Genomic DNA, 23,084 nt, shown 5'->3' with positions numbered 1-23,084 from the left:
CGGGTGCGACAATGCAGCCGCGCTGAATGGGTCGGCGCCGGAAGGACCGCATGGATGCCCTACGGGTGGTCATCGCCGACGATGACGTGCTGCTGCGCGAGGGTTTGGCCAGCCTGCTGCAGCGCGAAGGATTCGAGGTCATCGGACAGGCCGGCGACGCCGAGGAACTGCTGGGCCTCGTCCACGATCAGCGCCCGCATCTCGTCCTCACCGATATCCGGATGCCGCCGGGCCACAGCACCGAAGGCCTGGACGCCGCGCGGGTGATCCGCGAGCGCTCGCCGGAGACGGCGATCATGGTGCTGTCCGCCCACGTGGACGTCGACCACGCCATGGAACTGCTGGCGGGCGGCCAGAGCATCGGCTACCTGCTCAAGAGCAGGGTCACCGATGTGCACGATTTCGTGGACACCTTGCGCCGGGTCACCAACGGTGCGTCGGTCATCGACCCCGCGCTGGTGGCCGAGTTGGTGTCCGCACGCCGCCGCGATGATCCGCTCGCCGCGCTGAGCACGCGGGAACGCGAGGTACTGACGTTGATGGCCGAGGGGCTGTCCAACGGCGGGATCGGGCGCCGGCTGTGGGTTACCGAGGGCACCGTCGAAAAACACGTGCGCAGCATCCTGACCAAGCTCGACCTCCCCGAAACCGGTGATGATCACCGCCGGGTACGGGCCGTCATCATGTATCTCGAAGCCCGCTGACCGCTCAGAGCAGGCCGCGGATCGCGTCTGCGGTGAGCGTGAGCTTGGGCAGGAATCCCCGGGCCGGGCTGGCCGCGACCAGGTCGGAGAAATCCTGCTCGTCGTGGGTCGAGGTGAGGATGACGGCGACATCGCCGTGTTCGTCGTGGAGCAGGCCGGCGACGTCGAACCCGCTGTCGGCACCGAGATCGACATCGACCAGGGCGACGTCGGGGTGCAGCTCCTCGGTCAGACGCACCGCTTCGGCGGCATCCGCAGCGGCGCCGACCACCGCGAAACCGCCGCGCTCCAGCATGGCGCGCGCGGCGTCCCGGAAGGCGGCGCTGTCGTCGACGATCAAGCAGCGCGGAACTCTCATGCATCCAGCTTGGCAGGGTGCGAAGGCGATGGCATTCCTGTTAACGGGAATCTTCGGGCGTCACCGGCGCCACCCGTCGCATACCATCTCCCGGTGAACTGGCAATCGCTGCCCAACCGGCTGCTGGCCCAGGTGGTGCGCCCGACCGCTCGGCCGTTGGGTGTGGGCATCGTCGTCGCGATCGTCTTCCTGATCGCCGAGATCGGCGCCGTGGTCGGGCTCAAGCAGGTGGCCCCGGAGAACGCGTTCGGCGCGGTGCTGCTGCTGGGTGTGCTGGTGGTGTCCGCGGGCTGGGACTTCGGGTTGGCCATCGCGACCTCGCTGGCCAGCGCGGCCGTCTACGCCTATCTGCACCTGGAGGGCCGGGATAGCCTCGCGCCCGCGCTGGCGGTGTTCCTGACGCTCGCGTTGCTGACCAATGTGCTTGTCGGGCAAGCCCGGCTGCGTGCCGCCGAGGCCGAAGAGCGCAGGCGGGAGGCGGATCTGCTGGCCGCGCAGCAGGCCGCACTGCGCCGGGTGGCCACCCTGGTCGCGCGATCGGCCGACCTCGCCGAGGTGTACACGGTCGCTGTGGATGAGTTGGCCCACAGCTTGGCCGCCGATCACGTGACGCTGGTCCGTTTCGAGTCCGATGAGTGCGTGGTGCTGGCGGCGCGGGACCGGACCGAACAGGCCAACCCCGGACTGGTTGTCGGCGAGCGGTTTCCGCTGACCGGCGACAGCATCAGCGCCCGCATTCGCACGACCGGCCTGCCCGACCGTATCGATAATTATGCCGACGCGTCGGGCCCGATCGCAGCCCGCCTGCAGGGCCTCGGGGTGCATTCCGGAGCCGGCACCCCGTCGATCGTCGACGGCGTTGTCCGCGGTGCGCTCCTGGTGGGAACGCATCAACCGCAGGCGATTTCGGCGCAATTCCAGGATCACATCGGCGACTTCGCCGACCTGGTGTCGACGGCGATCGCCAATGCCGAGACCCGCGCCGAGCTGACCGCGTCGCGGGCCCGCATCGTGGCCGCCTCCGATGAGGCCCGCCGCGGTTTCGAGCGCGATCTGCACGACGGCGCCCAGCAGCGGATCGTGTCGTTGAGCCTGGAGTTGCGCGCGATCGAGGCTACCGCCGACGAGGCGTTGCGCGCCGAGTTGTCGCAGGTGGTCACCGGTCTGGCGGAACTGCACACCGATCTGCAGGAGCTCTCTCGCGGTATGCACCCGGCGGTGCTGTCGCGTGGCGGGCTGCGACCCGCGCTGCGGGCCTTGGCGCGGCGATCACCGATCCCCGTCGAACTCGACCTGCGAGTCGAGGGCCGGCTTCCCGAGTCCGTGGAGGTGGCCGCGTACTACGTCATCGCCGAAGCGTTGACCAACACGGCGAAATACGCCGGAGCGGACGTGGTGACGGTGTGTCTGTACGTCGAGGACGGCGTGCTGCACCTGTCGGTCACCGACGACGGCGTCGGTGGCGCCACAGCAGGCGTCGGGTCGGGGCTGATCGGTCTGCGGGACCGGGTGGAGGCGCTCTCAGGTGCGTTCGGGGTGACTAGCACCCCGGGTGCGGGCACCACGCTGCGCGCAACGATCCCGGTCAGCTCCTGAACTGCAGGACCCGACACGCCTCGGAGTCGTTCTTGGCGACGGTCATCCGGCCGATGAAGGACGGGTGCCGGTGCTTGGCCTCGTTGATCGCTCGCAGGTTGCGGCGGGCCCGGCGCGTCGAGAGTTCGACGACATTGGTGTCGGCCATTGCGATCGTCGCCATGATGTCCTCCTAGGAGCGGCTTTCTCACCGTCTGCGTTCCAGACTCCGCTTCGGATCATTGAGGACCCTCAACAAAGGCCGTGAACTTGGTAAGAAGAATGCCCGCTGAGGTGCGACACCAAACGCCGACGGTAACCGGCTACTTTTTGCGCTGGCTCTCGGCGTATTCCTCGGGGCGGTTCTTCTTCATCCAGGCCCGCATCGGCCAGAACAGCACCCACAGCACCGGATAGACGGTGATGTAGAACAGGCCATAGACGGCAAGGCAGCCCAGGATGCCGAGCACCCACCCGGGATAGACGATGATCAGGCAGAACTGGACGAACTGTTTGAGCACCACGGGCTGGCCGTCAGCCATCTTCCAGACCGTAGACGGCTTGAGCGCGTCGACGAGGAATCGCCAGTTCGACTTCTTGGGCTCGGCCGGCGGCACGACACCGTCGATTTCGGCAGCGCTGACGGGCTCGGTCATATCGGTTCTCCAGTCGTCGGCGCCATTAGCGGCATGCTGATTCCGCTTGCGTGTCTAGCACACTGATACCGAGTTCACCCGGTGAAACGTCACAACGCCCAGCGCTGTCACAGACTTTGCTGTGAAAGGTCGGGGATCCACCGGTGCCCGGGATGGATCCGGTGAAGCCAGCCACCCAGCCGGGACCGCCGTTCGCGATCCATGGCGGGTAAGACCTGGGCGAAGTCGGCCTGGTCCTTCGGTCGCAGGTGCTTGGCCTTGAACAGCAGCACCACCTCGGGCGCCAGATACGGGATACCGCTGTGGGTACGCAGGATCAGCTGGCTGTACGGCAGGGTGATCGCCGGGTCGCGGCGGCAGACCCAACGGTCAGCGACGTGCGGTTCCCGGAACACGTCGAGGTGATAGTGGCCGTTTTCAGGATCGCGCAGCCACGTCTGGAAATGGTTCGCCCGTTCCTGCGGGTACGGCCATACCTGGCCGTCGCCCACCACATCCCAGGCGAATCCCGGTAGCGCCGCCTCGATCTCCTCGAACCGAGCGGCGGGCACGGCTATCTCAAGGTCGTGGTGTGGGCGGGCCGCCGAGTCGGAGAACAGTTCCAGTGCCCACCCCGCGGCCACACACCACGGGGCGGTGACCGATGACAGTCGCCGGGCGACCTCGTCGGGAGTCCACGGCCGCCACGCGTCATCGATCTCAGCGTCGGAAAGTATCCGGCCTGCCACCTACCGACGGCTCAGAAGTCCCAGTCCTCGTCCTCGGTGACCACGGCCTTGCCGATCACGTAGCTCGACCCCGAGCCCGAGAAGAAGTCGTGGTTCTCGTCGGCGTTGGGGCTCAGCGCGGACAGGATCGCCGGGTTGACGTCGGTCTCGTCCTTGGGGAACAGCGCCTCATACCCGAGGTTCATCAGCGCCTTGTTGGCGTTGTAGCGCAGGAACTTCTTGACGTCCTCGCTCAGGCCGACGCTGTCGTAGAGGTCCTGGGTGTATTCGACCTCGTTGTCATAGAGCTCGAAGAGCAGCTCGTAGGTGTAGTCCTTGAGTTCCTGCTTGCGGGCGTCGTCGACCAGGGCCAGGCCCTTCTGGTACTTGTAGCCGATGTAGTAGCCGTGCACGGCCTCGTCGCGGATGATCAGCCGGATCATGTCGGCGGTGTTGGTGAGCTTGGCGCGGCTGGACCAGTACATCGGCAGGTAGAAGCCCGAGTAGAACAGGAAGCTCTCCAGCAGGGTGGAGGCGACCTTGCGCTTGAGAGGGTCGTCACCCTTGTAGAAGTCCATCACGATCTGCGCCTTGCGCTGCAGGTTCGGGTTCTCCTCCGACCAGCGGAACGCCTCGTCGATCTCGGCGGTCGAGCACAGCGTGGAGAAGATGTTGCTGTAGCTCTTGGCGTGCACCGACTCCATGAACGCGATGTTGGTGTAGACGGCTTCCTCGTGCGGGGTCAGCGCATCCGGGATCAGGGCGACGGCCCCGACGGTGCCCTGGATGGTGTCCAGCAGGGTCAGGCCGGTGAAGACCCGCATGGTGAGCTGCTTCTCGTGCTCGTTGAGGGTGCCCCAGGACGGAATGTCGTTGGAGACCGGCACCTTCTCGGGCAACCAGAAGTTGCCGGTCAGCCGCTCCCACACCTCGGCATCTTTGTCGTCCTGGAGACGGTTCCAGTTGATGGCCGAGACGCGGTCGATCAGCTTCATTCCATCGGACACCTTGGACCCCATTTCACCTGGCTTTTTGTGCTTTCGCCGGGATGTATCCCGCGACGACACCAACACTACAACTGGTGTGCGACATCGCCGAGCTGTACGAGATGTTGTGTTTCTGGCGTGTCGCCACTGATCATGATGAGCCGGCCGCCGGGGCGACCCTGTCGAGCATCTCCTGCAACGCCACCAGGTCCAGATACGCGGTCACCCGCACCACCCGCTCGTCGCGGATCGTCATCACCCAGGCGTAGTCGTTGACGTACGGGCGCCCGTCGAGCGCGGTGGCGGTGCCGCGCCAGCGGGCCACCACGACGTCGCCCTCGGTGATCAGTTCCCGGACCTCGGCCTGGATGGGGCCGGTGAGCCGGGAGACGATGGGACCGGCACCGTCGCGCAGGAATTCCGCGCGGGTGGCGTAGGTGGCCGGCTCGTTCGCGCGCGCCACCGTCCACTCCACGTCGTCGGCGAGGATCGCATAGAAGCTGTCCTGGTCTCCCACTCCGCGCGCGAACGCGTCGCGCACCAGCTCGGCGTTGCGCTGCTGCTGGCCGTCGCGTGCCGAATTCTCGGCGTTGCTACTGCATCCGAGCATCAGGGTCGCCGCCAGAGCGCCGAGGACCCACAGGGTGAACCGTGTCATCGATGTCATGACACCGACGCTAGGAGGGTCTCAATGCGCCTGGGAGGCCGCGGTTCTCCTAGGAACGCACCGTCTGCGGCCGACTGGTGAAGCGGTACTCCGAGGGCTTGAACGTGCGCGTGGCCAGCCAGTACTGCCAGGTCATGCCACTCCACAGGGTGCGGTTGACGCCATGGGAGTCCATGTACCAGCTCTGGCAACCGCCCGTGCTGAACACGGTGCCGGCCAGGTCGCGCTGCAGCTCGGCATTGAACTCGTCCTGCGCGCGGCGGCTCGGTGCCAGTGCGACGGCACCCGCCTTGTCCACCGCGGCGATGGCCTGGGCGGCGTAACGGATCTGGGACTCGATCATGAAGACCACCGAGTTGTGCCCGAGCGCGGTGTTCGGTCCGAGCAGGAAGAACAGGTTCGGCATCCCGGCGACGGTGATCCCGCGGTGGGCCGCCATCCCCTCGGAGGTCCAGCGGTCCACCAGATCCTCACCGTCGGCGCCCCTGATGTCCACGTAGGTGTAGGAGTCGGTGACGTGGAATCCGGTGGCCCACACCAACACGTCCACCGGATGCTCGACCCCGTCGACGGTGCGGACACCGCTCGGGGTCACCCGCTCGATCCGCTCGGTGATCACACTGGCCTTCGGGTTCGCGATCCCACGATAGTAGGTGTCGGAGTTGAGGATTCGCTTGCATCCGGCCCGATAATCGGGGGTGAGCTTGCGCTGCAGTTCGGGATCTTTGATGCTGCGCTTGATATTCCATCTACCCATCAGCTCACCGATCTTGAGCAACCGGGGCTGTTTGGTCATGGCGAAGCCGACGCCCTCATGAATCCAGTAGATGCCGGCGCGCAGTAGCGCCCGGACACCGGGCACCCGGCGGAACACGTTGCGCATCCACTGCGGGAAGGCGTTGTTGGGCCGCGGCATCACCCAGGCCGGGGTGCGTTGGTAGAGCTGCAATTCGGCGACGTCCTCGACGATGGCCGGCACGATCTGGATGGCACTGGCGCCGGTGCCGATCACCGCGACCCGTTTGCCCCTGATGTCCACATCGTGATCCCACTGCGCGGAATGGAAAGCCGCACCGGCGAATTCGTCGACTCCGGGAATGTCGGGGATCAGCGGGATGTGCAGTCCGCCGGCACCGGAGACCAGGAACTGCGCGATGTATTCCTGGCCGGCGGTATCGAACACATGCCAGCGCGATTCGTCCTCGTCCCAGTGCGCACGGTCGACGTGGGTGCCGAACCGGATACTGCGACGCAGGCCGTGCTTGTCGGTGACACCCTTGAGATAGTCGAAGATCTCGGGCTGGAAGGACCACATGTGGGTCCAATCGGCCTTCGGTTCAAACGAGAACGAGTACATGTGCGACGGGATGTCACACGCGCAGCCGGGGTAGGTGTTGTCGCGCCAGGTACCGCCGATCTCATCGGCCTTCTCCAGGATCAGGAAGTCGACGCCCTGTTTCTTCAGCGCGATCCCCATGCCGAGTCCGGAGAATCCAGAACCGATGATCAGTGCGCGGGTGGTGATGGCAGACATGACGTCAACGCCTTTCCTGGGAACGCCGGTACCGGATACTTTTCAGTCTTCCGGCAGCGGATAACAACTGTCAACGCCCCAGGTGGGTGCGGAGTTCCGGTCAGGCCTGCTGCGCGGGCTCCTGGCGGCGCACCGCGTCGTGAATGGGCTGATCGGGATCGATCTGGACGCCCATCAGTTCGGCGGTGCCGTTCACCGCACCCATCATGATCGTCGTCATATGAGCGACGAACTCCTCGGCGGGCATCCTGCGGGGGCTGTCGGCGTCGCCGCCCAGCCACCAGTCGGTGGCCGATGCCGCCGTGCCGAACAGCGCGAAGGCGGCCAGTTCGAAGACGGCGGGATTGAGATCCATCTCACTGAGCTCACCGCTGACCATCTCGGCGATCGCAAGGGTGATGTCGCGTCCCCGGTTGACGGTGGTCATCGCGGCAGCGGATTGATCGGCGAAACGGCCCTGCAGCAGGAAACGCACCACGTTCGGATGCTGTTCCACCAGTTCGACATAGTGCTCGACGGCGCGGCCGATGACCTGGCGCGCCGAGTCGGACTCGATATCGATGGACGGGATGACCGCAGCCCACAACATGTCTCGCATGCGCTCGCCGATCTGAGCGAACATGTCCGACTTGTCGGTGAAGTGGCGGTAGATCTTTGGTTTGGCGGTGCCCGCCTCCTCGGCGATCTCGCGCACGCTCACGTTGGGGCCGAGGCGGTCGATGGCGCGGAAGGCGGCCTCGACGATCTCCGCCCGGACGTTTTTGCGGTGCTCACGCCAACGTTCGCTGCGCGCATCGACCTTCACGCCGGGCTGTCCCGGCAGCGGAAGCGATGGTCTGCGCACCCGCTCACTGTACCGGGCGATGCTGACCTGGTCAGACTGCCGGGCCGTGCGGGCGGTTTGGCCCGCACCGTGAGTGGGTAACCCCCGGCCGAGATTCCGCCAACCGGCGGCCTGCACGTTGCTTCGGTAACATCCAAAGGTCCACAGCCCACCTCATCGAGACGAGACAATGACTGCCCGATACGACGTTGTGATCGCGGGCGGGGGCCCCTCAGGTTCGGCCGCCGCGTGGCAGGCCGCCCAGGCCGGCGCGCGTGTCGTCGTCCTGGACAAGGCCGAGTTCCCCCGATCCAAACCGTGCGGTGACGGGTTGACCGCACGCGCCGTGAGCTACCTGCAGAAGATGGGCCTGGCCGACGAGGTCGCCACCTACCACCGGGTGAACAAGGTGACGGTGTTCAGCCCCAGCGCATGGGAGCTGTCGTTCCCGCGCCGCCCGGGAATGCCCGATCACGGTCACACCGTGAGTCGCGAGCACCTCGATACCGTGCTGCTCAAGCACGCCGAATCCGCCGGCGCCGAAGTGCGTCAGAGCGCCGAGGTCGCCGGACCCGAATTCGATGCCACCGGCCGCGTGGTCGGCGTGGTGCTCAAGAGCGGCGAGAAGGTGCTCGGCGACGCGGTCATCGCCGCCGACGGCGCCTACTCCCCCATCAAACGCGCCCTCAAGCTGGATTCGGAGTACAACGGCTACTCGGCGATCGCCATCCGCTCCGAGATGCACCTCAACCGGCCCGACAACGACAGCCTCGACATCTATCTGAAGCTGCTGTTCCAGGGTGATCAGCTGCCGGGCTACGGCTGGGTCTTCCCGATGGGCGGGAACATCTTCAACATCGGCCTGGGCTACGTGAACAGCTACAAGAACTGGCAGTCGATCAACGCCACCCAGTTCCTCGGTGAGTTCCTGCGCGGCCTGCCCGCCGAGTGGGAAGCCCCGCCCATCGAGGAGCTCAAGAAGAACAAGAGCGTACGGGCCTGGCGACTGCCGATGGGCTTCACCGCCTGGCCGCCGTGGCGACCCGGCGTGCTCTTCACCGGCGACTCACTGGGTGCCGGGAAGCCGGCCTCCGGGGCGGGCATCTCCAAGGCCCTCGAGTCCGGTCTGGCCGCCGGCGAGTGTGCGGTCGCCGCGTTGAACAACGGCGGTCCCGACGATTTCACGAACTACGCGCAGCGCATGGAAGCGGCGTGGGGCAAGGAATACAAGCGCGGCCGCTACATGCACAAGCTGATCGGCTACCCGAAGGTCGCCGACGCCGGCATCAAGCTCATCGACAATGCCGCGTTCCGGGATCGGATGCTCAGGGCGCTGTACAAGAAGGCACAGGGGCCTCAGCACAAGGTGAAGTAGTCACTGCCCGGTGTCGGGGGTGAGGGGTACACCTGAGCCATGACGACTGGGCAGCCGACCGCGTTCATCTGTTACCGCCACCCCGAGGCAGCGGTGCGCTGGATCACCGGCGTTCTCGGGTTCGAGGTGGTGCGCAGCTTCGGCGAGGGCGGCCAGCTCTTTCATGTGGAGTTGCGCCGCGGTGACGCGGTGTTGTGTGTGCAGCACGACGACCGCGGCTACGACGTGCCCGCCCCCAAGGGCGACTGCGTCGGTTCGGGTCTGTACGTCGTGGTCGACGACGCCGAGGTCACCGTCATTCACCAGCGCGCGGTCGCCGCCGGAAGCACGGTTCTCGTCGCTCCCGAGACCACGGCGTGGGGCAACTTCCGGGTGGAGCTGCTCGACCCCGAGGGCCGGCAGTGGTCGATCGGCACCTACCTCCCCGGCCAGCCCGACAGCTGGTGAGGCGTGCTTGTCGGGGGGCATGCGTAACCTGCGGAGCATGGAACAACGCATCAGCTTGATCACGCTCGGCGTTGACGACCTCGACCGGGCCCGCACCTTCTACGAGCAGGGTCTGGGTTGGAAACCCAAGGCCGCGCCCGAGGGAGTGGTGTTCTATCAGCTCGCCGGCATCGCCCTGGCGCTGTTCGGCCGCGCGGATCTCGCCCAAGACGCCCACCATCCGATCGACGGCCGGTTCAGCGGTATCAGCATCGCGATCAACCAGCGCACCGAGGCCGATGTCGACACCGTGCTGGCCGAGGCGGAAGCCGCCGGCGCGACGATCCTCAAACCGGCCGAAAAGGTGTTCTGGGGCGGGTATTCGGGATACTTCGCCGACCCCGACGGTCACGTCTGGGAAGTCGCGCTCAACCCGGAGTGGACCATCAACTCCGACGGCACACTGACGATCTGACGTCCCTATCCCGCGCCGCGGCGCCGGCTCTTGGTGAGCTCGATCGGGTCGATCTCCACCCGCGACCACTGCGCTGCCAGCTCCAAGCTGTGCGCGCGACCGGAGTGCACATGATGGAACGCCGACGCGGCAGCCCGGTCGGGGTCGTGCTCAGCGATCGCGGCCAGCAACTCCTCATGTTCGTGGCACTGGACGTGGGCGTCACGATCGCTGGTGAGATGGAACAGCCACTGCACCCGCGCCTGAAGCGGTTCCAGCAGCGACTCCAGCAGCGGGTTGGCCGCCAGATCGACGATGATCACGTGAAACCTGGCATTGGCGGCCGCGATGGCGGGGCCGTCTTTGCGCTCGGTCGCCCTCCGTGCGGTATCCAATTGCGCGGCAAGCAGATCCAGACCCGCCTGATCGGCCCGCTCGGCGGCCAGCCGGGCGGCCAGCACTTCCAGGCTCTCCCGGACATCGAAAAGATCCCGGACATCGTCGACGGTGAACGGTGACACGATCGCACCCTGGCGGGGCACCACGACAACCAGTCCGTCCTGGGCGAGTCGCTGCATCGCCTCACGCAACGGGATGCGCGACACCTTGAGCTCTTCGGCCAGATCACGCTCGATCAGCCGGGTGCCGGGTGCCAGTTCCAGGCCGACGATGCGGGCCCGCAACTCGTCATAGGCATGTTCGCGCAACGGCTTTCGACTGTGCGCAACAACTGAGGTCACTTCCTGAGCCTTTCCCGTCGGCGTTGCCGTCGAGCTTAACCCACGCCTCAATAGCGGTATACCATTAACTCGATCCTTACATTCGTTTAACCGCACCGAAATGGCCGGGCTCGATGCTTCTGCGTAACGGTATACCGCTAACCGGTAGCCACCGAGACCAGGAGAATCCGTGAAGACCCTGCCGAAAATCCTTGCCCTGGCCACCGCGGGAGCGCTCGCCGTGGCCACCACCGCCTGCGGCTCCTCCGGCGACGCCGCCGACAGCGACGCACTGTCCGTCGGGGTGTTCCTGCCCGGATCCGTCAACGACACCGGCTTCATGCAATCGGGATATGAAGGCTTCCAACGCATCCAGGCCACCCACGGCGACAACATCGACGCCAGCTATGTCGAACAGGTGGCCGCTGCCGACTATCAGCAGGCGTTGCAGCGGTTCGCCTCCCAGAACGACCTGGTGATCTCGGTGGGCGGGCAGACCGACGCCGACGTGCGCAAGGTCGCCCCGCAGTTCCCGGACGTGAAGTTCGTCGAGATCGGCGGCCCCTCGGACGCCGAGCCGCTGCCGAACCTCGCCTACTACGACCCGCAGCAGGCCGAAGCCGAGTTCCTCTCCGGCGCGGCTGCCGCCGCGGCGTCCAAGACCGGCACGGTCGGCTTCGTCGGCGGCGTCGAACTGCCCGCCATCGTCAACGCCGCCACCGCCTTCGGCAACGGCGCACGCTTCGTCCGCCCCGACGTGACCGTGCTGAACCCGCAATACGTCGGTGATTTCAACGATCCGGCGAAGGCCAAGCAGGCCGCCGGCACCGCCTACGCCGGCGGCGCCGATGTGCTCGGCCAGATCGTCAACCTCGGCAAGCAGGGCATGGAACAGGCCGCCAAGGAATCCGGTAACCGGCTCAACGGCGGCCCGATCCCCGGCGAATGCACCGACAGCGTCTACGCGGGGTATGTCCGCACCGATATCGGCACCGAGATCGAATACGCGGTGTCCTCGGTGCTCGACGGCAGCTGGACCGCCGTGCAGGTGCCCTTCGGTGTCACCACTGACAAGGGCGGTAGCGAGTTTCTGACCTGCACAACGGATCCCGCGGTCGCCGCCGCCGTCACCGATGCCCAGGCGGCGATCGTCGCCGGCAGTGTCACACCGTACTGAGTGAGCCGGCACCGATGACCACCACAGCTCCCGAACGCACCGCACTGCTCGCCATGAGCGGCGTCGGCAAGTCCTTCGGCCCGGTCCGCGCCCTGGATGGCGTCACGCTCAACGTGAAGCCCCGCTCGGTGCACTGCATTCTGGGCGAGAACGGGGCGGGCAAGTCCACCCTGTGCAACAGCATCTACGGCACCGTCTCCCCCGACACCGGCAGTATGACGTTGGGCGGCAACGAGTACCGCCCGCGCAACCCCGCCGACGCCCTGCAGGCCGGGGTGGCGATGGTCCATCAGCATTTCTCGCTGATCCCCACCATGACCGTCGCGGACAATCTGCTGCTCGGCCGGGACGGGTTCCGCCCGCCGCGCGCTCAATTGGCCACCGATCTGGATCGCATCGCCGACAGCTACGGGCTGCGTGTCGACCCGAAGGCCACCGTCGGCGGGCTGACCGTCGGTGCGCGGCAACGGGTCGAGATCGTCAAGGCATTGTTGCGTGACCCGCAGCTGATCCTGCTCGACGAGCCCACCGCGGTGCTCGATGTGAAGGAGATCGATGCGCTGATCGCCACCTGCGCGGCTCTGACCGCCGACGGAAAGTCCGTCGTGCTGATCACCCACAAACTGGGTGAGGTGGCCCGCGCCGCCGATGAGGCCACGGTGCTGCGCGGCGGCACCGTCGTCGGTGGCGGCCGGGTCTCCGAGATGGGCATGTCCACCCTGCTGGAGCTGATGCTCGGCGATACCGAACCGCTGGACCGCGCCGTCGCTCCCCGATCACGCCGTGGCGCCGGCGGCGACGCGGTGCTGCAGATCAGCGGGTTGCGCGTCACCCGGGCCGACGGGAGCACCGCACTCGACGAGGTGGACCTCACCGTCGGGCGGGGTGAGATCGTCGGCATCGCCGGCGTGGAGGGCAACGGGCAGTCCGAACTGACCTCGGTGCTCTCCGGCGCCCTCGCCGCGGACGCGGGCTCGGTACACATCGACGGTGCCGACCTGACCACCGCGACCCCCGCGGATCGGACCGCCGGCGGTGTCGCGGTGATCCCCGAAGACCGCCACGCCGAGGCCATCATCGGTGCCCTGTCCATCGCGGAGAACATCGCCATGCCCCGGCTGTCCGCTTACCGGCGCTGGGGACTGCTCGACCGCACGCGGATGCGCGCGGACGCGGCCGCCGCCATCACCGAGTTCTCCATTCGCGCACCGGGACCCGACGCACCGATCGGATCGCTGTCGGGGGGCAATCAGCAGAAGGTGGTGCTGGCGCGTGAGCTGTCCACCGCCGGATTGCGGGTGGTGGTGGCCGCCCAGCCCACCCGCGGCCTCGACGCCGGCGCGGTCGCGTTCGTGCTGGACCGGCTGCGCGCCGCCGCCGATGACGGGGCCGCGGTACTGGTCACCTCCAGTGAGATCGACGAACTGATCGCGGTGTGCGACCGGATCGTCGTCGCCTACCGGGGCCGGCTGCTGGGCTCGGTGCCCACGCAATCCGACACGGCGGCACACGAAATCGGCACCCTCATGACGGGAGTGAGCACATGACGCCGACCCTGCACCCCCGCCACCCGGTGGTGGTGGCGCTGGCCGCCATGGTCATCGCGGCGCTTGTCGGCTTCGTCCTGGCCGCTGCCGCCGGCGCCGGACCCGCCGACGTCGTCGACGCACTCGTCGACGGCACCCTGGGATCGCCGTTCGCCATCGGCACATCCTTGAACAATGCGGCTCTGCTCATGCTGGTGGCGGCCGGTTTCACCATCGCCTACCGGGCCGGGCTGGTCAACGTCGGCGGCGAGGGTCAGCTGTGCCTGGGCGGCATCGCCGCCACCGCGGTCGGGGTGGCGATGCCGGCGGGTATACCGACGCCGATCGGAGTGCTCACCACGCTGACGGCCGCGGCACTGGCCGGCGCCGGATGGGCCGCGGTCGCCGCCTGGCTGCGGGTGAAACGGGGCACCAGCGAGATCATCACCACGCTGCTGCTGAACTTCGTCGGCCTGGCGCTGGTGGTGCTGATGGTGCAGGAACCTTCCTTGCTGCGCCAGCCCATGACGTCCTCGGAGACACTTCCGCAGTCCGAGCCGCTGGCCGCCTCGGCTCACCTCCCGGTGCTGGGTCTGGCCAAGAATCCGGCGACCATCGCCATCGTGCTCGCCGTCATTCTGGTGGCCGCCGTCGGAATCATGCTGCGACACAGCGCCGCCGGACTGCGTCTGAGCGCGGTCGGGCTGTCCGGGGCCGCCTCGGCGCGCCTCGGTGTGCAGGTCGACCGCACCGCCGTCCTCGGACTCACCACCGCGGGGGCCTTCTCCGGGCTGGCCGGCGGCTGCCTGGTCACCACCGCGCCGTTCATCCTGGCGGACGGGTTCTCCTCGGGCTTCGGGTTCGCCGGGCTGGTGGTCGGCCTGCTCGCTCGCGGATCCATGACCGCCGTCGCCGCGGTCTCCCTGCTGTTCGGATTCCTGGTGTCCGGCGGCATCAACCTGCAACTGGCCGCCGGGGTCCCGTCCTCCACCATCACCGTCGTGCAGAGCGTCCTGATCATCGTGATCGCCGGCGCAGCCTGGTGGACGACCACCACCCGGCCCTCCGCTCAGAAAGTAGCCGTATGAACATCGCCATGCTCACCGAAATAGTTTCCAGCGGTGTGGCATTCGCGATCCCGCTGTTGCTCGCCGCGAGCGGCGAATCGATCAGTGAGCGGGCCGGAGTGCTCAACCTCAGCATGGAGGGCATGATGCTGACCGGCGCGTTCGCCAGCGTCCTCGGCTCGGTGAGCACCGGATCGGCCGTCGCGGGCGCACTCGCCGGGCTGCTCGCCGGCCTCCTGTTCGGGCTCGGTCAGGCACTGCTGAGCGTGCGATTCCGCGCCGATCAGATCGTGGTCGGCATCGCGGCGAACGCGCTGGCGCTGGGACTCACCACCTTCGGCGCGCGGATTCTGCTCGCCGACGGCAAGGGGCAGAACGTGGCTGCCTTCGCCGACATCCGGATCCCGGTGCTCAGCGAATTGCCCGTCATCGGCCCCGCCGTGTTCGGCCAGACCCTGCTCGGCTACCTGTGCATCGGGGCCATCGTCGTGCTCGCCGTGGTCTTCTCTGCCCGCACGATGGCCGGTATCCGGATCGACGCGGTCGGTGAGGACGCCACCTCGGCAGGATGGACCGGGCTCGCGGTCAACCGGACCCGGGCGCTCGGGGTGCTCATCGCCTCGGGTGCCGGTGGATTGGCCGGTGCTCAGCTCGCGCTGTCAGAGGTGCGCTCCTTCAGCGAGAACATGACCGCCGGAATGGGTTACCTCGCCGTCGTCGCCGTCATCGCCGGCCGCTGGAAGATCACCGGAATCCTATGGGCCGCGCTGTTCTTCGGTGTCGCCCGGGCGATGCAGTTCGCGCTGCCCGCGGTCGGGGTCGATATCCCCTATGCGGTCCTGGTGATGCTGCCCTACCTGATCGCCTTGATCGCCATCAGCGGATTCGTCGGCGGCCGCACCGCACCGTCCTGCCTGACGGTCCCCTACGTCGGCCGCGTCTGACCCCCGCCCTTTCTACCAAGGACCTCCCATGACCCTCGTTCTCACCCACTCCGACATCAACGCCCTGATCGACCGGGCGGGCGTCTACGATGCCGTCGAACGCGCCCACGCGGATCTGGCGGCCGGCACCGCAGGCAATCCGGCACCGGCGAACCTGGCACTGGACGGCGGCGGGGCCGCGCTACCGATGGCGGCCACCTCCTCGCGGCAGCGATCCAGCGCGGTGAAGATGTTGTCGGACATGCCGTTCAACCGCGACCGCGGGTTGCCGACGCAACGGTCCACCATCCTGCTGATGTCGGCCGAGACCGGCGAATGCCGCGCGGTGCTCGACGGCCGGCTCATCACCGCGGTCCGGACGGCGGCGGCCAGTGCGGTGGCCACCGCGCACCTGGCCCGCGAGACCAGCAGCTCTCTCGGTCTGATCGGGGCGGGAACCCTGGCCGTCGAGCACACCCGGGCCATCGCGCGGGTGCGCCCGGTGGAGAAGGTGCTCGTCTGGTCACGCAACCCGGCGACCGTGGAGGCGTTCCGCGGCCGGGTGGCCGATCTGGATCTGAGCGTCGAATACGCCGAATCCCCGCGGCAGGTGCTCGCCGCGGCCGATGTGGTCTGCACGCTGACACCCTCCAAGGAGCCGATCGTGCACGGCGCCTGGTTCCGGCCCGGCCTGCACCTCAATGCCGTCGGGGCACCGCCGCGCGCCGATCACCGCGAGATCGACGGCGCCGGAATGGGTTCGGTGCGCCTGGTGGTCGACAGCCGAGCGACCGCGCTGGCCAAGTCCGGTGACGTACTGCTGGCCATCGCGGAGGGCCAGCTGTCCGAGGCCGATGTCAGCGTCGAACTGGGTGAGGTGATCATCGATGCGCGGCGGGGCCGGCACAGCGAGGACGACATCACCCTGTTCAATTCGGTCGGCATCGGGCTGCAGGACCTGGTGACCGCACATACGCTCGTCGAGCGTGCCACCGCACGGGGAATCGGGACGACGCTGGACCTGTCGGCCTGAGCGTCAGCGGCGGCCGCGCTTGGCCGGTCCCGGCTTACGGGCGACCTTTCCCGCGGCGGCGCGGGCGGCCTGTTTGGCGAGTGTCTTTTCCCGGGCGGTGCGTTTCGGTGCCGACTCGGCCTGTCCGCGCGACGAACTCGGCTTGCGGCCGCGCACGATCCCGATGAACTCTTCGACGAGCTCGGACTGCGGTCCGTCGGCGAAGGCCAGCGCCACCGGGCAGGTGGGCGCGTCGGTGATCGGGCGGAACGTCAGGTCCTTGCGGTGGTGCAGCCGGGCCAGCGACTGCGGAACGATGAGCGTACCCATCCCGGTGGCCACGAGTTCTATTGCGTCCTCTGTGGTTTCGGGGCGGTGTACGACCGGGGCACCAGGGGCGTCCGCCCAGTCGACGACGTGGTCGAGCGGACGCAGGGTCGGCTCACCGTCGAGGTCCGCGGCGGTGATCGTGTCGGCGGCCGTGAGCAGGTGATCGGCCGGGACCACCGCCACCGTGTTCTCCTCGTAGAGCGGGATGACGGACAGCCCCGAGGTGTCGGCGGGCAGCCGCAGCACCACGACGTCGACGGCACCGGTGCGCACCTGGTCGGCGGCGTCGGCCGCGGCGACGGTGCGCAGGTGCAGGGGTACATCGGGGTGGCGCTGCGCCCAGGTCCGGGCCCACTTCGCGGGCGTCCCTCCCGGGACGTAGCCGAGGGTCAGCGAGGGCTGGGGCACCGCATCAGGCTACCGCTGGTCCTCATCGATAAGCTCTGGTCATGAGCAGGCCCAACGCGCAGTCCATGAAACCCGCCACCGCGGCGAAGAAGCTGGACGTGTACCTCCCTGCGACGCCTGCGGAATTCCAGGAGAACGCGATCACCCGCGGCGAACTCGCAGCACTGCAGGAGGAGCCGCCGCAGTGGCTTCAGGACCTCCGCAAGAACGGGCCGCACCCGAAGAACCTGGTGGCAGCCAAGCTGGGCGTGTCGATCGCCGGCCTGGCCCGCGGCGGGGTCACCGAAGCGCTCACCACCGCGCAGATCACTGCGCTGCTCGAGGAGAAGCCGGACTGGCTGGTCGCCGAACGCGAGAGCTTCCAGGCGGTGCTGAGCGAGGAGCGCCGGGTGAAGGCGCTGCAGGCGGACAAGCCGCGCAAGAGCTGATGAACCGGATCGCCGCGGCCGCGGCCGTGTTCGTCGGCTATACCGCGGTGATGATGCGGTTGGACCGTCGGATGCAGGCCGCAGGCGGACCGGGAGTCATCCCGCTCGAGCTCGCGGGCACTGCCGCCAAAGCGGAGGCCATCATGGGCCGCTGGGGCCCGGACGGCCGGCGCGCAGCCCGCCAGTCCATGCGGCTGGACTTCGGGTACATGAGCAGCTACGGAATCCTGCTCGGGTTGCTCGTCGACCGACGCCGGCGACGCCGGGGTCACGCGGCATGGGTACCGGGCATCGTCGCCGGTGCCGTCGCGGCCGACGCCATCGAGGGAGTGGCGCTGCTGCGCGTGCTCGACCGGCGGGACATCCCGGCCAATGCGCGTCGCGCCCAGGTCGCGGCCTCACTCAAGTTCGCCGCCATCGCGATCGCCTTGGGGTACGCCGGCTACCCGGGGCGGCCTACCGGTCGAACAGGTCGCTGAGGCGATCGAAGAAGCGATCGACACGCTGCTCCAGTCGAGAACCCTTGCCCCACTTGTCCCAGACGTAGATCACGCCGAAGATCGCGGCGACGATCCCGAATACCAGGGCGGTGATGAGGATCGCCTCAACGGTGGTCGACACCGGGACATCATCGCGCACTCCGGCCACCGCCTGGTCAACACCAGCAACCGCCGAACGATGAGGTGTGTTCGTCGGTCTCGATCGACTCCTCGCGCACCACGGCGGAACCGCCGCGCGGATCGAAGTGCAGCACCGAGCTCACCGGGTCGTGCCGTATCCACACGGCCACCGACAGCGGATGACTCGGACGGAAAATGTAGGAGACCAGTTCGATGTCGCCGGGCTTGCCGAGACTGCGGACATCGGCCACTGCCGCGCGTATCCGCTGCCCCGACAGGTCCGCCGCTGTGAACGCCGTCTCGCCGGCATGCAGGTCGGCGATCGAGTCCACGTCCTCCACCTCGCCGTCGCGCACCCAGTACTTGTGAAGCTGACCGTCAGCGGCGACGGCCTCGACCGAGATCAGGTTGGACGTCACGTCCACCCGCCGCATGGGCAGCTCGCCGAGCTGGGCGCGCACCACGTCGAGTTCCGCGTCCAGCCGTTGCGCGGAGTACAGGGGCTCGCTCGAGACGCCACCTAGCGCACGGCTGATCCGGCCCGGAACGTCTCCGACGACCACGACCACGACCACCGCGGCGATGGCCACGACGACCGACACCGCGACGGCCATCGCGTACTTGACCCGATGGTTAGGTCGTGGTGCGTCCGGTTCGGTTCCCGTCGTGCTCATGGACGGATGGTTCCACACCGCGCATTCAGCCCCGTCACCCCACCGCGGCGTCCAACTCCTCGGCGCCAGCCTCGACGGCGGCCGGGTCCATCCAGAATATCTGCCACGAGTGCCCGTCCGGGTCGGTGAAGCTGCGGCCGTACATATCGCCGTGGTCCTCGCAGTCTCCTGCCGCAGCGCCCGCGGCGAGGGCACGGTCCACCAACCCGTCCACGCACTCTCGGCTCTCGACACCCAGGCAGATCACGCACTCCTTCACCGAGGGTGCCGCGGTCTCGAACGGGTGTAGCGCGTCGAAGGCATCGCGCTGTATCAGCATCGCGAACTGATTCCGGCCCAACACGACTGTCACCGCGGTAGGTCCCGAGAACGTCGCGTTGAAGGAGTAGCCGAGGTCGGCAAAGAACTTTCGCGAGCGCTCCAGGTCGGCGACGGGCAGGTTCACGAAGAGGGTGGTGTGCATCGGGGGCTCCTGTGGTCCACGGCGTCCGGGAGCGGGCGCCGTCAATGGATAGACCGGGCGGGGCTCCGGAACTCATCGCCACAGACATAAGAGAAGCAGGCCAGGGGACGTGTCCCCTGGCCTGCTTCTGGCTACGCGAGCGCTACAACATGCAGCTGACGCAACCCTCGACCTCGGTGCCCTCCAGGGCCATCTGGCGCAGACGGATGTAGTACAGCGTCTTGATTCCCTTGCGCCAGGCGTAGATCTGCGCCCTGTTGACCTCACGGGTATCGGCGGTGTCCTTGAAGAACAGCGTCAGCGACAGGCCCTGGTCCACGTGCTGGGTGGCCGCGGCGTAGGTGTCGATGATCTTCTCGTACCCGATCTCGTACGCGTCCTGGTAGTAGTCCAGGTTGTCGTTGGTGAGGTACGGCGCCGGGTAGTAGGCGCGACCGATCTTGCCTTCCTTGCGGATCTCGATCTTGCTGGCCACCGGGTGGATCGAGCTGGTCGAGTGGTTGATGTAGCTGATCGAACCGGTCGGCGGCACGGCCTGCAGGTTCTGGTTGTAGATGCCGTGCTTCTGCACGGACTCCTTGAGCAGCTTCCAGTCGTCCTGGGTCGGGATGTGGATTTCCGCGTCGGCGAACAGCTTTCGCACCTTGTCGGTGGCCGGCTCCCAGAGCTGGTCGGTGTACTTGTCGAAGAACTCACCCGAGGCGTACTTGGACTGCTCGAACCCGCCGAACCGTGAACCCCGTTCGATGGCAATGAGATTCGACGCGCGTAGGGCGTGGTAGAGCACCGTGTAGAAGTAGATGTTGGTGAAGTCCACGCCCTCTTCGGAGCCGTAGTGGATGCGCTCGCGGGCCAGGTAGCCGTGCAGGTTCATCTGCCCCAGCCCAATGGCGTGCGAGCTGTTGTTGCCCTGCTCGATCGAGGGCACCGACCAGATGTGGGTCTGGTCGCTCACCGCGGTGAGCGCCCGGATGGACACCTCGATGGTCTGCGCGAAGTCCGGCGAGTCCATCGCCTTGGCAATGTTCAGCGAGCCCAGGTTGCACGAGATGTCCTTGCCGACCTTGGCGTAGGACAGATCCTCGTTGAACTCCGACGGGGTGGAGACCTGCAGGATCTCCGAGCACAGGTTGCTGTGGGTGATCTTGCCGGCGATCGGGTTGGCCCGGTTCACCGTGTCCTCGTACATGATGTACGGGTAGCCGGACTCGAACTGCAGCTCGGCCAGCGTCTGGAAGAACTCGCGCGCCTTGATCTTGGTCTTGCGGATCCGCGCGTCGTCGACCATCTCGTAGTACTTCTCGGTGACCGAGATGTCGGCGAACGGCACGCCGTAGACGCGCTCGACGTCGTACGGCGAGAACAGGTACATGTCCTCGTTCTTCTTGGCCAGTTCGAAGGTGATGTCCGGGATGACCACGCCCAGGGAGAGCGTCTTGATCCGGATCTTCTCGTCGGCGTTCTCGCGCTTGGTGTCGAGGAACCGGTAGATGTCGGGGTGATGCGCGTGCAGATACACCGCACCGGCACCCTGGCGCGCACCCAGCTGATTGGCGTAGGAGAACGAGTCCTCCAGCAGCTTCATGATCGGGATGACGCCCGAGCTCTGGTTCTCGATGTTCTTGATCGGTGCGCCGTGCTCACGGATGTTGGTGAGCAGCAACGCGACTCCGCCGCCGCGCTTGGACAGCTGCAGGGCCGAGTTGATGGAGCGCCCGATGGACTCCATGTTGTCCTCGATGCGCAGCAGGAAGCAGGACACCGGCTCACCGCGCTGCTTCTTGCCCGAGTTGAGGAACGTCGGGGTGGCCGGCTGGAACCGTCCGTCGATGATCTCGTCGACCAGCTTCTCGGCCAGGTCGGTGTCGCCGGCGGCCAGCGTCAGCGCCACCATGACCACGCGGTCCTCGAAGCGCTCCAGGTAGCGCTTCCCGTCGAAGGTCTTCAGCGTGTAGGACGTGTAGTACTTGAACGCACCCAGGAAGGTCGGGAACCGGAACTTCTTGGCGAAGGCGCGGTCGACCAGCGACTTCACGAAGTTCCGCGAGTACTGGTCGAGCACCTCGCGCTCGTAGTAGTTCTCCTTGACCAGGTAGTCGAGCTTCTCGTCCTGGTTGTGGAAGAACACCGTGTTCTGGTTGACGTGCTGCAGGAAGTACTGGTTGGCGGCTTCCCGGTCCTTGTCGAACTGGATGTTGCCGTCTTTGTCGTACAGGTTGAGCATCGCGTTGAGCGCGTGGTAGTCCGTCTCCCCCGGGAGCGCATGAGCGCCCGTGGTTACAGGCTCTGCAGCTGTGACGGTTGGTGGCACGTCTGTTCCTTCCAAAAGTCTTCCAAGCCCGCACGGACGGATTCCACGTCGTCCGGGGTTCCCATGAGTTCGAAGCGGTAGAGGTAGGGCACGCCGCACTTGGCGGACACCACATTGCCCGCGTAGGCGAATTCCTCACCGAAGTTGTTGTTTCCGGCGGCGATGACGCCGCGGATCAACGACCGGTTGTGCTCGTTGTTCAGAAATGCGATGACCTGTTTGGGGACATAGCCCCCGCTGTTGATATCGGGGCTGACCCTGCCCCCGCCGTACGTCGGCAGGACGAGCACGAACGGCTGGTCCACCTCGATACGGCCGTGCAGCGGGATCCGGGTGACGTGGTCGGCGGGAAAGCCCAGCTTCTGCACGAAGCGGTGGGTGTTCTCCGACACGCTGGAGAAGTACACGAGATGACTCATGGTCTCCTCCTCGCTGTCGCCGGATCCGTCGGGTCAGGCCGTGACGGCGGCCGTGGTGCCGGCGAGCGCCTTGATCCGGTCCGGACGGAAACCCGACCAGTGGTCGTTGCCTGCGACCACGACGGGCGCCTGCAGGTAGCCGAGCGCCATGACGTAATCCCGGGCTTCGGCGTCGATGCTGATATCGACCTTCTCGTAGGCGATGCCCTCTTTGTCCAGCGCCTTGTAGGTGGCATTGCACTGCACGCACGCGGGCTTGGTGTACACGGTGACGGTCATCTGCGGCACGGCTCCTGTGTGGTGTGGAAGGGGTTGAGCTTGTATCGGGACCGGCAACTCACCGGGTACTGCTTTCCTCTGAGTTTCAGCGGACCGCGGGGCCCGGAAATTCCGGATCTCGAGAGCCGGATCCATTGTGTACGGGGCCACCGACACGCTTTCGAATCCTGCTCCGCCGGCTCCTGAAGCTTTGGGGCCTCGCGGTCCGTCAGACACTACACCTAGTGTCCGACAAACCGAAGAGATACAAGATGTTCTGAACAACATTCGTGGAATTCCCAGGTCGTAACCATTGGGGCGGCGCGTCCACCGGCGTGTCGCACGTCACAATTCGGGGTGTGTCGGCTACCTCGAGGTCCGGGTCCACGCGCCCCGCCGACCGGCTCGCGCGGATCCGCGGCCCGACGCCGGGTAGCAAATCACCGAAGTGGCGACGGGCGCCCGGCTGCCGACACCATCTGTG

The 23,084-nt window shown here is 67.0% G+C and carries 28 protein-coding genes; 12 read left to right on the top strand and 16 right to left on the bottom strand.

Features of this window, described 5'->3' with window-relative positions; translation table 11 throughout:
• The first annotated feature begins 50 nt into the window (after positions 1–50).
• Entirely contained in the window at positions 51–704 is a 654-nt protein-coding gene (locus tag AC1DTF_RS14680) for a response regulator (RefSeq protein WP_057166250.1), read from the top strand.
• 4 nt (positions 705–708) lie between these two features.
• Here the strand turns inward: AC1DTF_RS14680 and AC1DTF_RS14675 are convergent, their stop codons facing one another.
• Positions 709–1,062 (bottom strand): response regulator, encoded by a 354-nt coding sequence (locus AC1DTF_RS14675; RefSeq protein WP_057166249.1) that lies wholly within the window; start codon positions 1,060–1,062, stop codon positions 709–711.
• Positions 1,063–1,155: 93 nt separating this feature from the next.
• Here AC1DTF_RS14675 and AC1DTF_RS14670 point away from each other — a divergent pair, with 93 nt between their 5' ends.
• A complete protein-coding gene (locus AC1DTF_RS14670; protein ID WP_477474590.1) occupies positions 1,156–2,658 on the top strand; it encodes a GAF domain-containing sensor histidine kinase in 1,503 nt (500 codons plus the stop codon).
• Here the strand turns inward: AC1DTF_RS14670 and AC1DTF_RS14665 are convergent.
• From AC1DTF_RS14665 to AC1DTF_RS14635, 7 genes are all read right to left on the bottom strand, one after another.
• Complete coding sequence (locus AC1DTF_RS14665) at positions 2,648–2,821, bottom strand: hypothetical protein (RefSeq protein ID WP_156409086.1); 174 nt, start codon at positions 2,819–2,821, stop codon at positions 2,648–2,650. The genes AC1DTF_RS14670 and AC1DTF_RS14665 overlap by 11 nt on opposite strands.
• 139 nt (positions 2,822–2,960) lie before the next feature.
• Positions 2,961–3,293, bottom strand: a complete 333-nt coding sequence (locus AC1DTF_RS14660; protein ID WP_057166248.1) for a hypothetical protein — start codon at positions 3,291–3,293, stop codon at positions 2,961–2,963.
• Positions 3,294–3,400: 107 nt separating this feature from the next.
• Positions 3,401–4,021 (bottom strand): nucleotidyltransferase domain-containing protein, encoded by a 621-nt coding sequence (locus tag AC1DTF_RS14655; RefSeq protein WP_477474589.1) that lies wholly within the window; start codon positions 4,019–4,021, stop codon positions 3,401–3,403.
• An 11-nt stretch (positions 4,022–4,032) separates the two neighbouring features.
• Positions 4,033–4,995, bottom strand: a complete 963-nt coding sequence (nrdF, locus tag AC1DTF_RS14650) for a class 1b ribonucleoside-diphosphate reductase subunit beta (RefSeq protein WP_057166246.1) — start codon at positions 4,993–4,995, stop codon at positions 4,033–4,035.
• 142 nt (positions 4,996–5,137) lie between these two features.
• Complete coding sequence (locus AC1DTF_RS14645; protein WP_477474588.1) at positions 5,138–5,653, bottom strand: nuclear transport factor 2 family protein; 516 nt, start codon at positions 5,651–5,653, stop codon at positions 5,138–5,140.
• 49 nt (positions 5,654–5,702) lie between these two features.
• Positions 5,703–7,187 (bottom strand): flavin-containing monooxygenase, encoded by a 1,485-nt coding sequence (locus AC1DTF_RS14640; RefSeq protein ID WP_477474587.1) that lies wholly within the window; start codon positions 7,185–7,187, stop codon positions 5,703–5,705.
• 100 nt (positions 7,188–7,287) lie between these two features.
• Positions 7,288–8,031, bottom strand: a complete 744-nt coding sequence (locus AC1DTF_RS14635; protein WP_057166244.1) for a TetR/AcrR family transcriptional regulator — start codon at positions 8,029–8,031, stop codon at positions 7,288–7,290.
• Between the two features lie 169 nt (positions 8,032–8,200).
• On the opposite strand from AC1DTF_RS14635, the gene AC1DTF_RS14630 reads away from it, so the two are divergent.
• Genes AC1DTF_RS14630 through AC1DTF_RS14620 form a run of 3 tightly spaced genes read left to right on the top strand, consistent with a single transcriptional unit; the run spans position 8,201 to position 10,286 of the window.
• Positions 8,201–9,385: a geranylgeranyl reductase family protein gene (locus AC1DTF_RS14630; protein WP_477474586.1), complete on the top strand. Its 1,185-nt coding sequence runs from the start codon at positions 8,201–8,203 to the stop codon at positions 9,383–9,385.
• Positions 9,386–9,424: 39 nt separating this feature from the next.
• Positions 9,425–9,832, top strand: a complete 408-nt coding sequence (locus tag AC1DTF_RS14625; RefSeq protein WP_477474585.1) for a VOC family protein — start codon at positions 9,425–9,427, stop codon at positions 9,830–9,832.
• Positions 9,833–9,869: 37 nt separating this feature from the next.
• Positions 9,870–10,286, top strand: coding sequence for a VOC family protein (locus AC1DTF_RS14620; protein ID WP_477474584.1), 417 nt, complete (start codon positions 9,870–9,872; stop codon positions 10,284–10,286).
• A 5-nt stretch (positions 10,287–10,291) separates the two neighbouring features.
• Here AC1DTF_RS14620 and AC1DTF_RS14615 read toward each other — a convergent pair whose 3' ends face one another.
• A complete protein-coding gene (locus AC1DTF_RS14615; RefSeq protein WP_477474583.1) occupies positions 10,292–11,005 on the bottom strand; it encodes a GntR family transcriptional regulator in 714 nt (237 codons plus the stop codon).
• Between the two features lie 169 nt (positions 11,006–11,174).
• Here AC1DTF_RS14615 and AC1DTF_RS14610 point away from each other — a divergent pair, with 169 nt between their 5' ends.
• From AC1DTF_RS14610 to AC1DTF_RS14590, 5 genes are read left to right on the top strand one after another with little or no spacing between them, the layout of a single operon-like run.
• Complete coding sequence (locus tag AC1DTF_RS14610; RefSeq protein ID WP_477474582.1) at positions 11,175–12,161, top strand: BMP family protein; 987 nt, start codon at positions 11,175–11,177, stop codon at positions 12,159–12,161.
• Positions 12,162–12,175: 14 nt separating this feature from the next.
• Entirely contained in the window at positions 12,176–13,708 is a 1,533-nt protein-coding gene (locus AC1DTF_RS14605; RefSeq protein ID WP_477474581.1) for an ABC transporter ATP-binding protein, read from the top strand.
• Positions 13,705–14,775, top strand: a complete 1,071-nt coding sequence (locus tag AC1DTF_RS14600; RefSeq protein ID WP_477474580.1) for an ABC transporter permease — start codon at positions 13,705–13,707, stop codon at positions 14,773–14,775. The genes AC1DTF_RS14605 and AC1DTF_RS14600 overlap by 4 nt, the downstream gene beginning before the upstream one ends.
• Complete coding sequence (locus AC1DTF_RS14595; RefSeq protein ID WP_477474579.1) at positions 14,772–15,698, top strand: ABC transporter permease; 927 nt, start codon at positions 14,772–14,774, stop codon at positions 15,696–15,698. Before AC1DTF_RS14600 ends, AC1DTF_RS14595 begins: the two co-directional genes overlap by 4 nt.
• A 28-nt stretch (positions 15,699–15,726) precedes the next feature.
• Complete coding sequence (locus AC1DTF_RS14590) at positions 15,727–16,710, top strand: ornithine cyclodeaminase family protein (protein ID WP_057166235.1); 984 nt, start codon at positions 15,727–15,729, stop codon at positions 16,708–16,710.
• Positions 16,711–16,713: 3 nt separating this feature from the next.
• On the opposite strand, the gene AC1DTF_RS14585 is transcribed toward AC1DTF_RS14590, so the two are convergent.
• Positions 16,714–17,427 (bottom strand): LysR family transcriptional regulator substrate-binding protein, encoded by a 714-nt coding sequence (locus AC1DTF_RS14585; protein WP_477474578.1) that lies wholly within the window; start codon positions 17,425–17,427, stop codon positions 16,714–16,716.
• Between the two features lie 41 nt (positions 17,428–17,468).
• On the opposite strand from AC1DTF_RS14585, the gene AC1DTF_RS14580 reads away from it, so the two are divergent.
• Together AC1DTF_RS14580 and AC1DTF_RS14575 are read left to right on the top strand one after the other, a co-directional pair.
• Positions 17,469–17,855: a DUF5997 family protein gene (locus AC1DTF_RS14580; protein ID WP_477474577.1), complete on the top strand. Its 387-nt coding sequence runs from the start codon at positions 17,469–17,471 to the stop codon at positions 17,853–17,855.
• Positions 17,855–18,334 (top strand): hypothetical protein, encoded by a 480-nt coding sequence (locus AC1DTF_RS14575; RefSeq protein WP_477474576.1) that lies wholly within the window; start codon positions 17,855–17,857, stop codon positions 18,332–18,334. Before AC1DTF_RS14580 ends, AC1DTF_RS14575 begins: the two co-directional genes overlap by 1 nt.
• On the opposite strand, the gene AC1DTF_RS14570 is transcribed toward AC1DTF_RS14575, so the two are convergent.
• The 6 genes from AC1DTF_RS14570 to AC1DTF_RS14545 all read right to left on the bottom strand — a co-directional run bounded on the left by AC1DTF_RS14570 (position 18,312) and on the right by AC1DTF_RS14545 (position 22,621).
• Complete coding sequence (locus AC1DTF_RS14570; RefSeq protein WP_200962090.1) at positions 18,312–18,476, bottom strand: hypothetical protein; 165 nt, start codon at positions 18,474–18,476, stop codon at positions 18,312–18,314. The two genes, AC1DTF_RS14575 and AC1DTF_RS14570, sit on opposite strands and share 23 nt — an antisense overlap.
• Positions 18,477–18,510: 34 nt before the next feature.
• On the bottom strand, positions 18,511–19,149 hold the full coding sequence (locus AC1DTF_RS14565; protein WP_477474575.1) for a hypothetical protein: 639 nt from the start codon (positions 19,147–19,149) through the stop codon (positions 18,511–18,513).
• Between the two features lie 34 nt (positions 19,150–19,183).
• The gene (locus AC1DTF_RS14560; RefSeq protein WP_057166229.1) at positions 19,184–19,612 is read right to left on the bottom strand and encodes a VOC family protein; all 429 of its coding nucleotides are present in this window, start codon (positions 19,610–19,612) and stop codon (positions 19,184–19,186) included.
• A gap of 142 nt (positions 19,613–19,754) precedes the next feature.
• Positions 19,755–21,923: a class 1b ribonucleoside-diphosphate reductase subunit alpha gene (gene nrdE, locus AC1DTF_RS14555; RefSeq protein ID WP_477474574.1), complete on the bottom strand. Its 2,169-nt coding sequence runs from the start codon at positions 21,921–21,923 to the stop codon at positions 19,755–19,757.
• The gene (gene nrdI, locus AC1DTF_RS14550; RefSeq protein ID WP_057166227.1) at positions 21,890–22,342 is read right to left on the bottom strand and encodes a class Ib ribonucleoside-diphosphate reductase assembly flavoprotein NrdI; all 453 of its coding nucleotides are present in this window, start codon (positions 22,340–22,342) and stop codon (positions 21,890–21,892) included. Before nrdI ends, nrdE begins: the two co-directional genes overlap by 34 nt.
• Positions 22,343–22,375: 33 nt before the next feature.
• A complete protein-coding gene (locus AC1DTF_RS14545) occupies positions 22,376–22,621 on the bottom strand; it encodes a redoxin NrdH (RefSeq protein ID WP_477474573.1) in 246 nt (81 codons plus the stop codon).
• Between the last annotated feature and the right edge of the window lie 463 nt (positions 22,622–23,084).

The sequence above is a fragment of the Mycobacterium sp. P4_H6 genome, from assembly GCF_056400845.1.
Note: the sequence above shows the minus strand (reverse complement) of the source record. Positions and strands in the feature narration are given on the sequence as shown.

Excerpts from the sequence above, each read along its gene's own strand:
- AC1DTF_RS14590 (WP_057166235.1), top strand. The coding sequence starts at position 15,727 with ATGACCCTCGTTCTCACCCACTCCGACATCAACGCCCTGATCGACCGG.
- AC1DTF_RS14680 (WP_057166250.1), top strand. The coding sequence starts at position 51 with ATGGATGCCCTACGGGTGGTCATCGCCGACGATGACGTGCTGCTGCGC.
- AC1DTF_RS14625 (WP_477474585.1), top strand. The coding sequence starts at position 9,425 with ATGACGACTGGGCAGCCGACCGCGTTCATCTGTTACCGCCACCCCGAG.
- AC1DTF_RS14595 (WP_477474579.1), top strand. The coding sequence starts at position 14,772 with ATGAACATCGCCATGCTCACCGAAATAGTTTCCAGCGGTGTGGCATTC.
- AC1DTF_RS14575 (WP_477474576.1), top strand. The coding sequence starts at position 17,855 with ATGAACCGGATCGCCGCGGCCGCGGCCGTGTTCGTCGGCTATACCGCG.
- AC1DTF_RS14675 (WP_057166249.1), bottom strand. The coding sequence starts at position 1,062 with ATGAGAGTTCCGCGCTGCTTGATCGTCGACGACAGCGCCGCCTTCCGG.
- AC1DTF_RS14580 (WP_477474577.1), top strand. The coding sequence starts at position 17,469 with ATGAGCAGGCCCAACGCGCAGTCCATGAAACCCGCCACCGCGGCGAAG.
- nrdF (WP_057166246.1), bottom strand. The coding sequence starts at position 4,995 with ATGAAGCTGATCGACCGCGTCTCGGCCATCAACTGGAACCGTCTCCAG.
- AC1DTF_RS14545 (WP_477474573.1), bottom strand. The coding sequence starts at position 22,621 with ATGACCGTCACCGTGTACACCAAGCCCGCGTGCGTGCAGTGCAATGCC.
- AC1DTF_RS14620 (WP_477474584.1), top strand. The coding sequence starts at position 9,870 with ATGGAACAACGCATCAGCTTGATCACGCTCGGCGTTGACGACCTCGAC.
- nrdI (WP_057166227.1), bottom strand. The coding sequence starts at position 22,342 with ATGAGTCATCTCGTGTACTTCTCCAGCGTGTCGGAGAACACCCACCGC.
- AC1DTF_RS14665 (WP_156409086.1), bottom strand. The coding sequence starts at position 2,821 with ATGGCGACGATCGCAATGGCCGACACCAATGTCGTCGAACTCTCGACG.
- AC1DTF_RS14565 (WP_477474575.1), bottom strand. The coding sequence starts at position 19,149 with ATGAGCACGACGGGAACCGAACCGGACGCACCACGACCTAACCATCGG.
- AC1DTF_RS14645 (WP_477474588.1), bottom strand. The coding sequence starts at position 5,653 with ATGACATCGATGACACGGTTCACCCTGTGGGTCCTCGGCGCTCTGGCG.
- AC1DTF_RS14660 (WP_057166248.1), bottom strand. The coding sequence starts at position 3,293 with ATGACCGAGCCCGTCAGCGCTGCCGAAATCGACGGTGTCGTGCCGCCG.
- AC1DTF_RS14640 (WP_477474587.1), bottom strand. The coding sequence starts at position 7,187 with ATGTCTGCCATCACCACCCGCGCACTGATCATCGGTTCTGGATTCTCC.
- AC1DTF_RS14630 (WP_477474586.1), top strand. The coding sequence starts at position 8,201 with ATGACTGCCCGATACGACGTTGTGATCGCGGGCGGGGGCCCCTCAGGT.
- AC1DTF_RS14560 (WP_057166229.1), bottom strand. The coding sequence starts at position 19,612 with ATGCACACCACCCTCTTCGTGAACCTGCCCGTCGCCGACCTGGAGCGC.
- AC1DTF_RS14605 (WP_477474581.1), top strand. The coding sequence starts at position 12,176 with ATGACCACCACAGCTCCCGAACGCACCGCACTGCTCGCCATGAGCGGC.
- AC1DTF_RS14600 (WP_477474580.1), top strand. The coding sequence starts at position 13,705 with ATGACGCCGACCCTGCACCCCCGCCACCCGGTGGTGGTGGCGCTGGCC.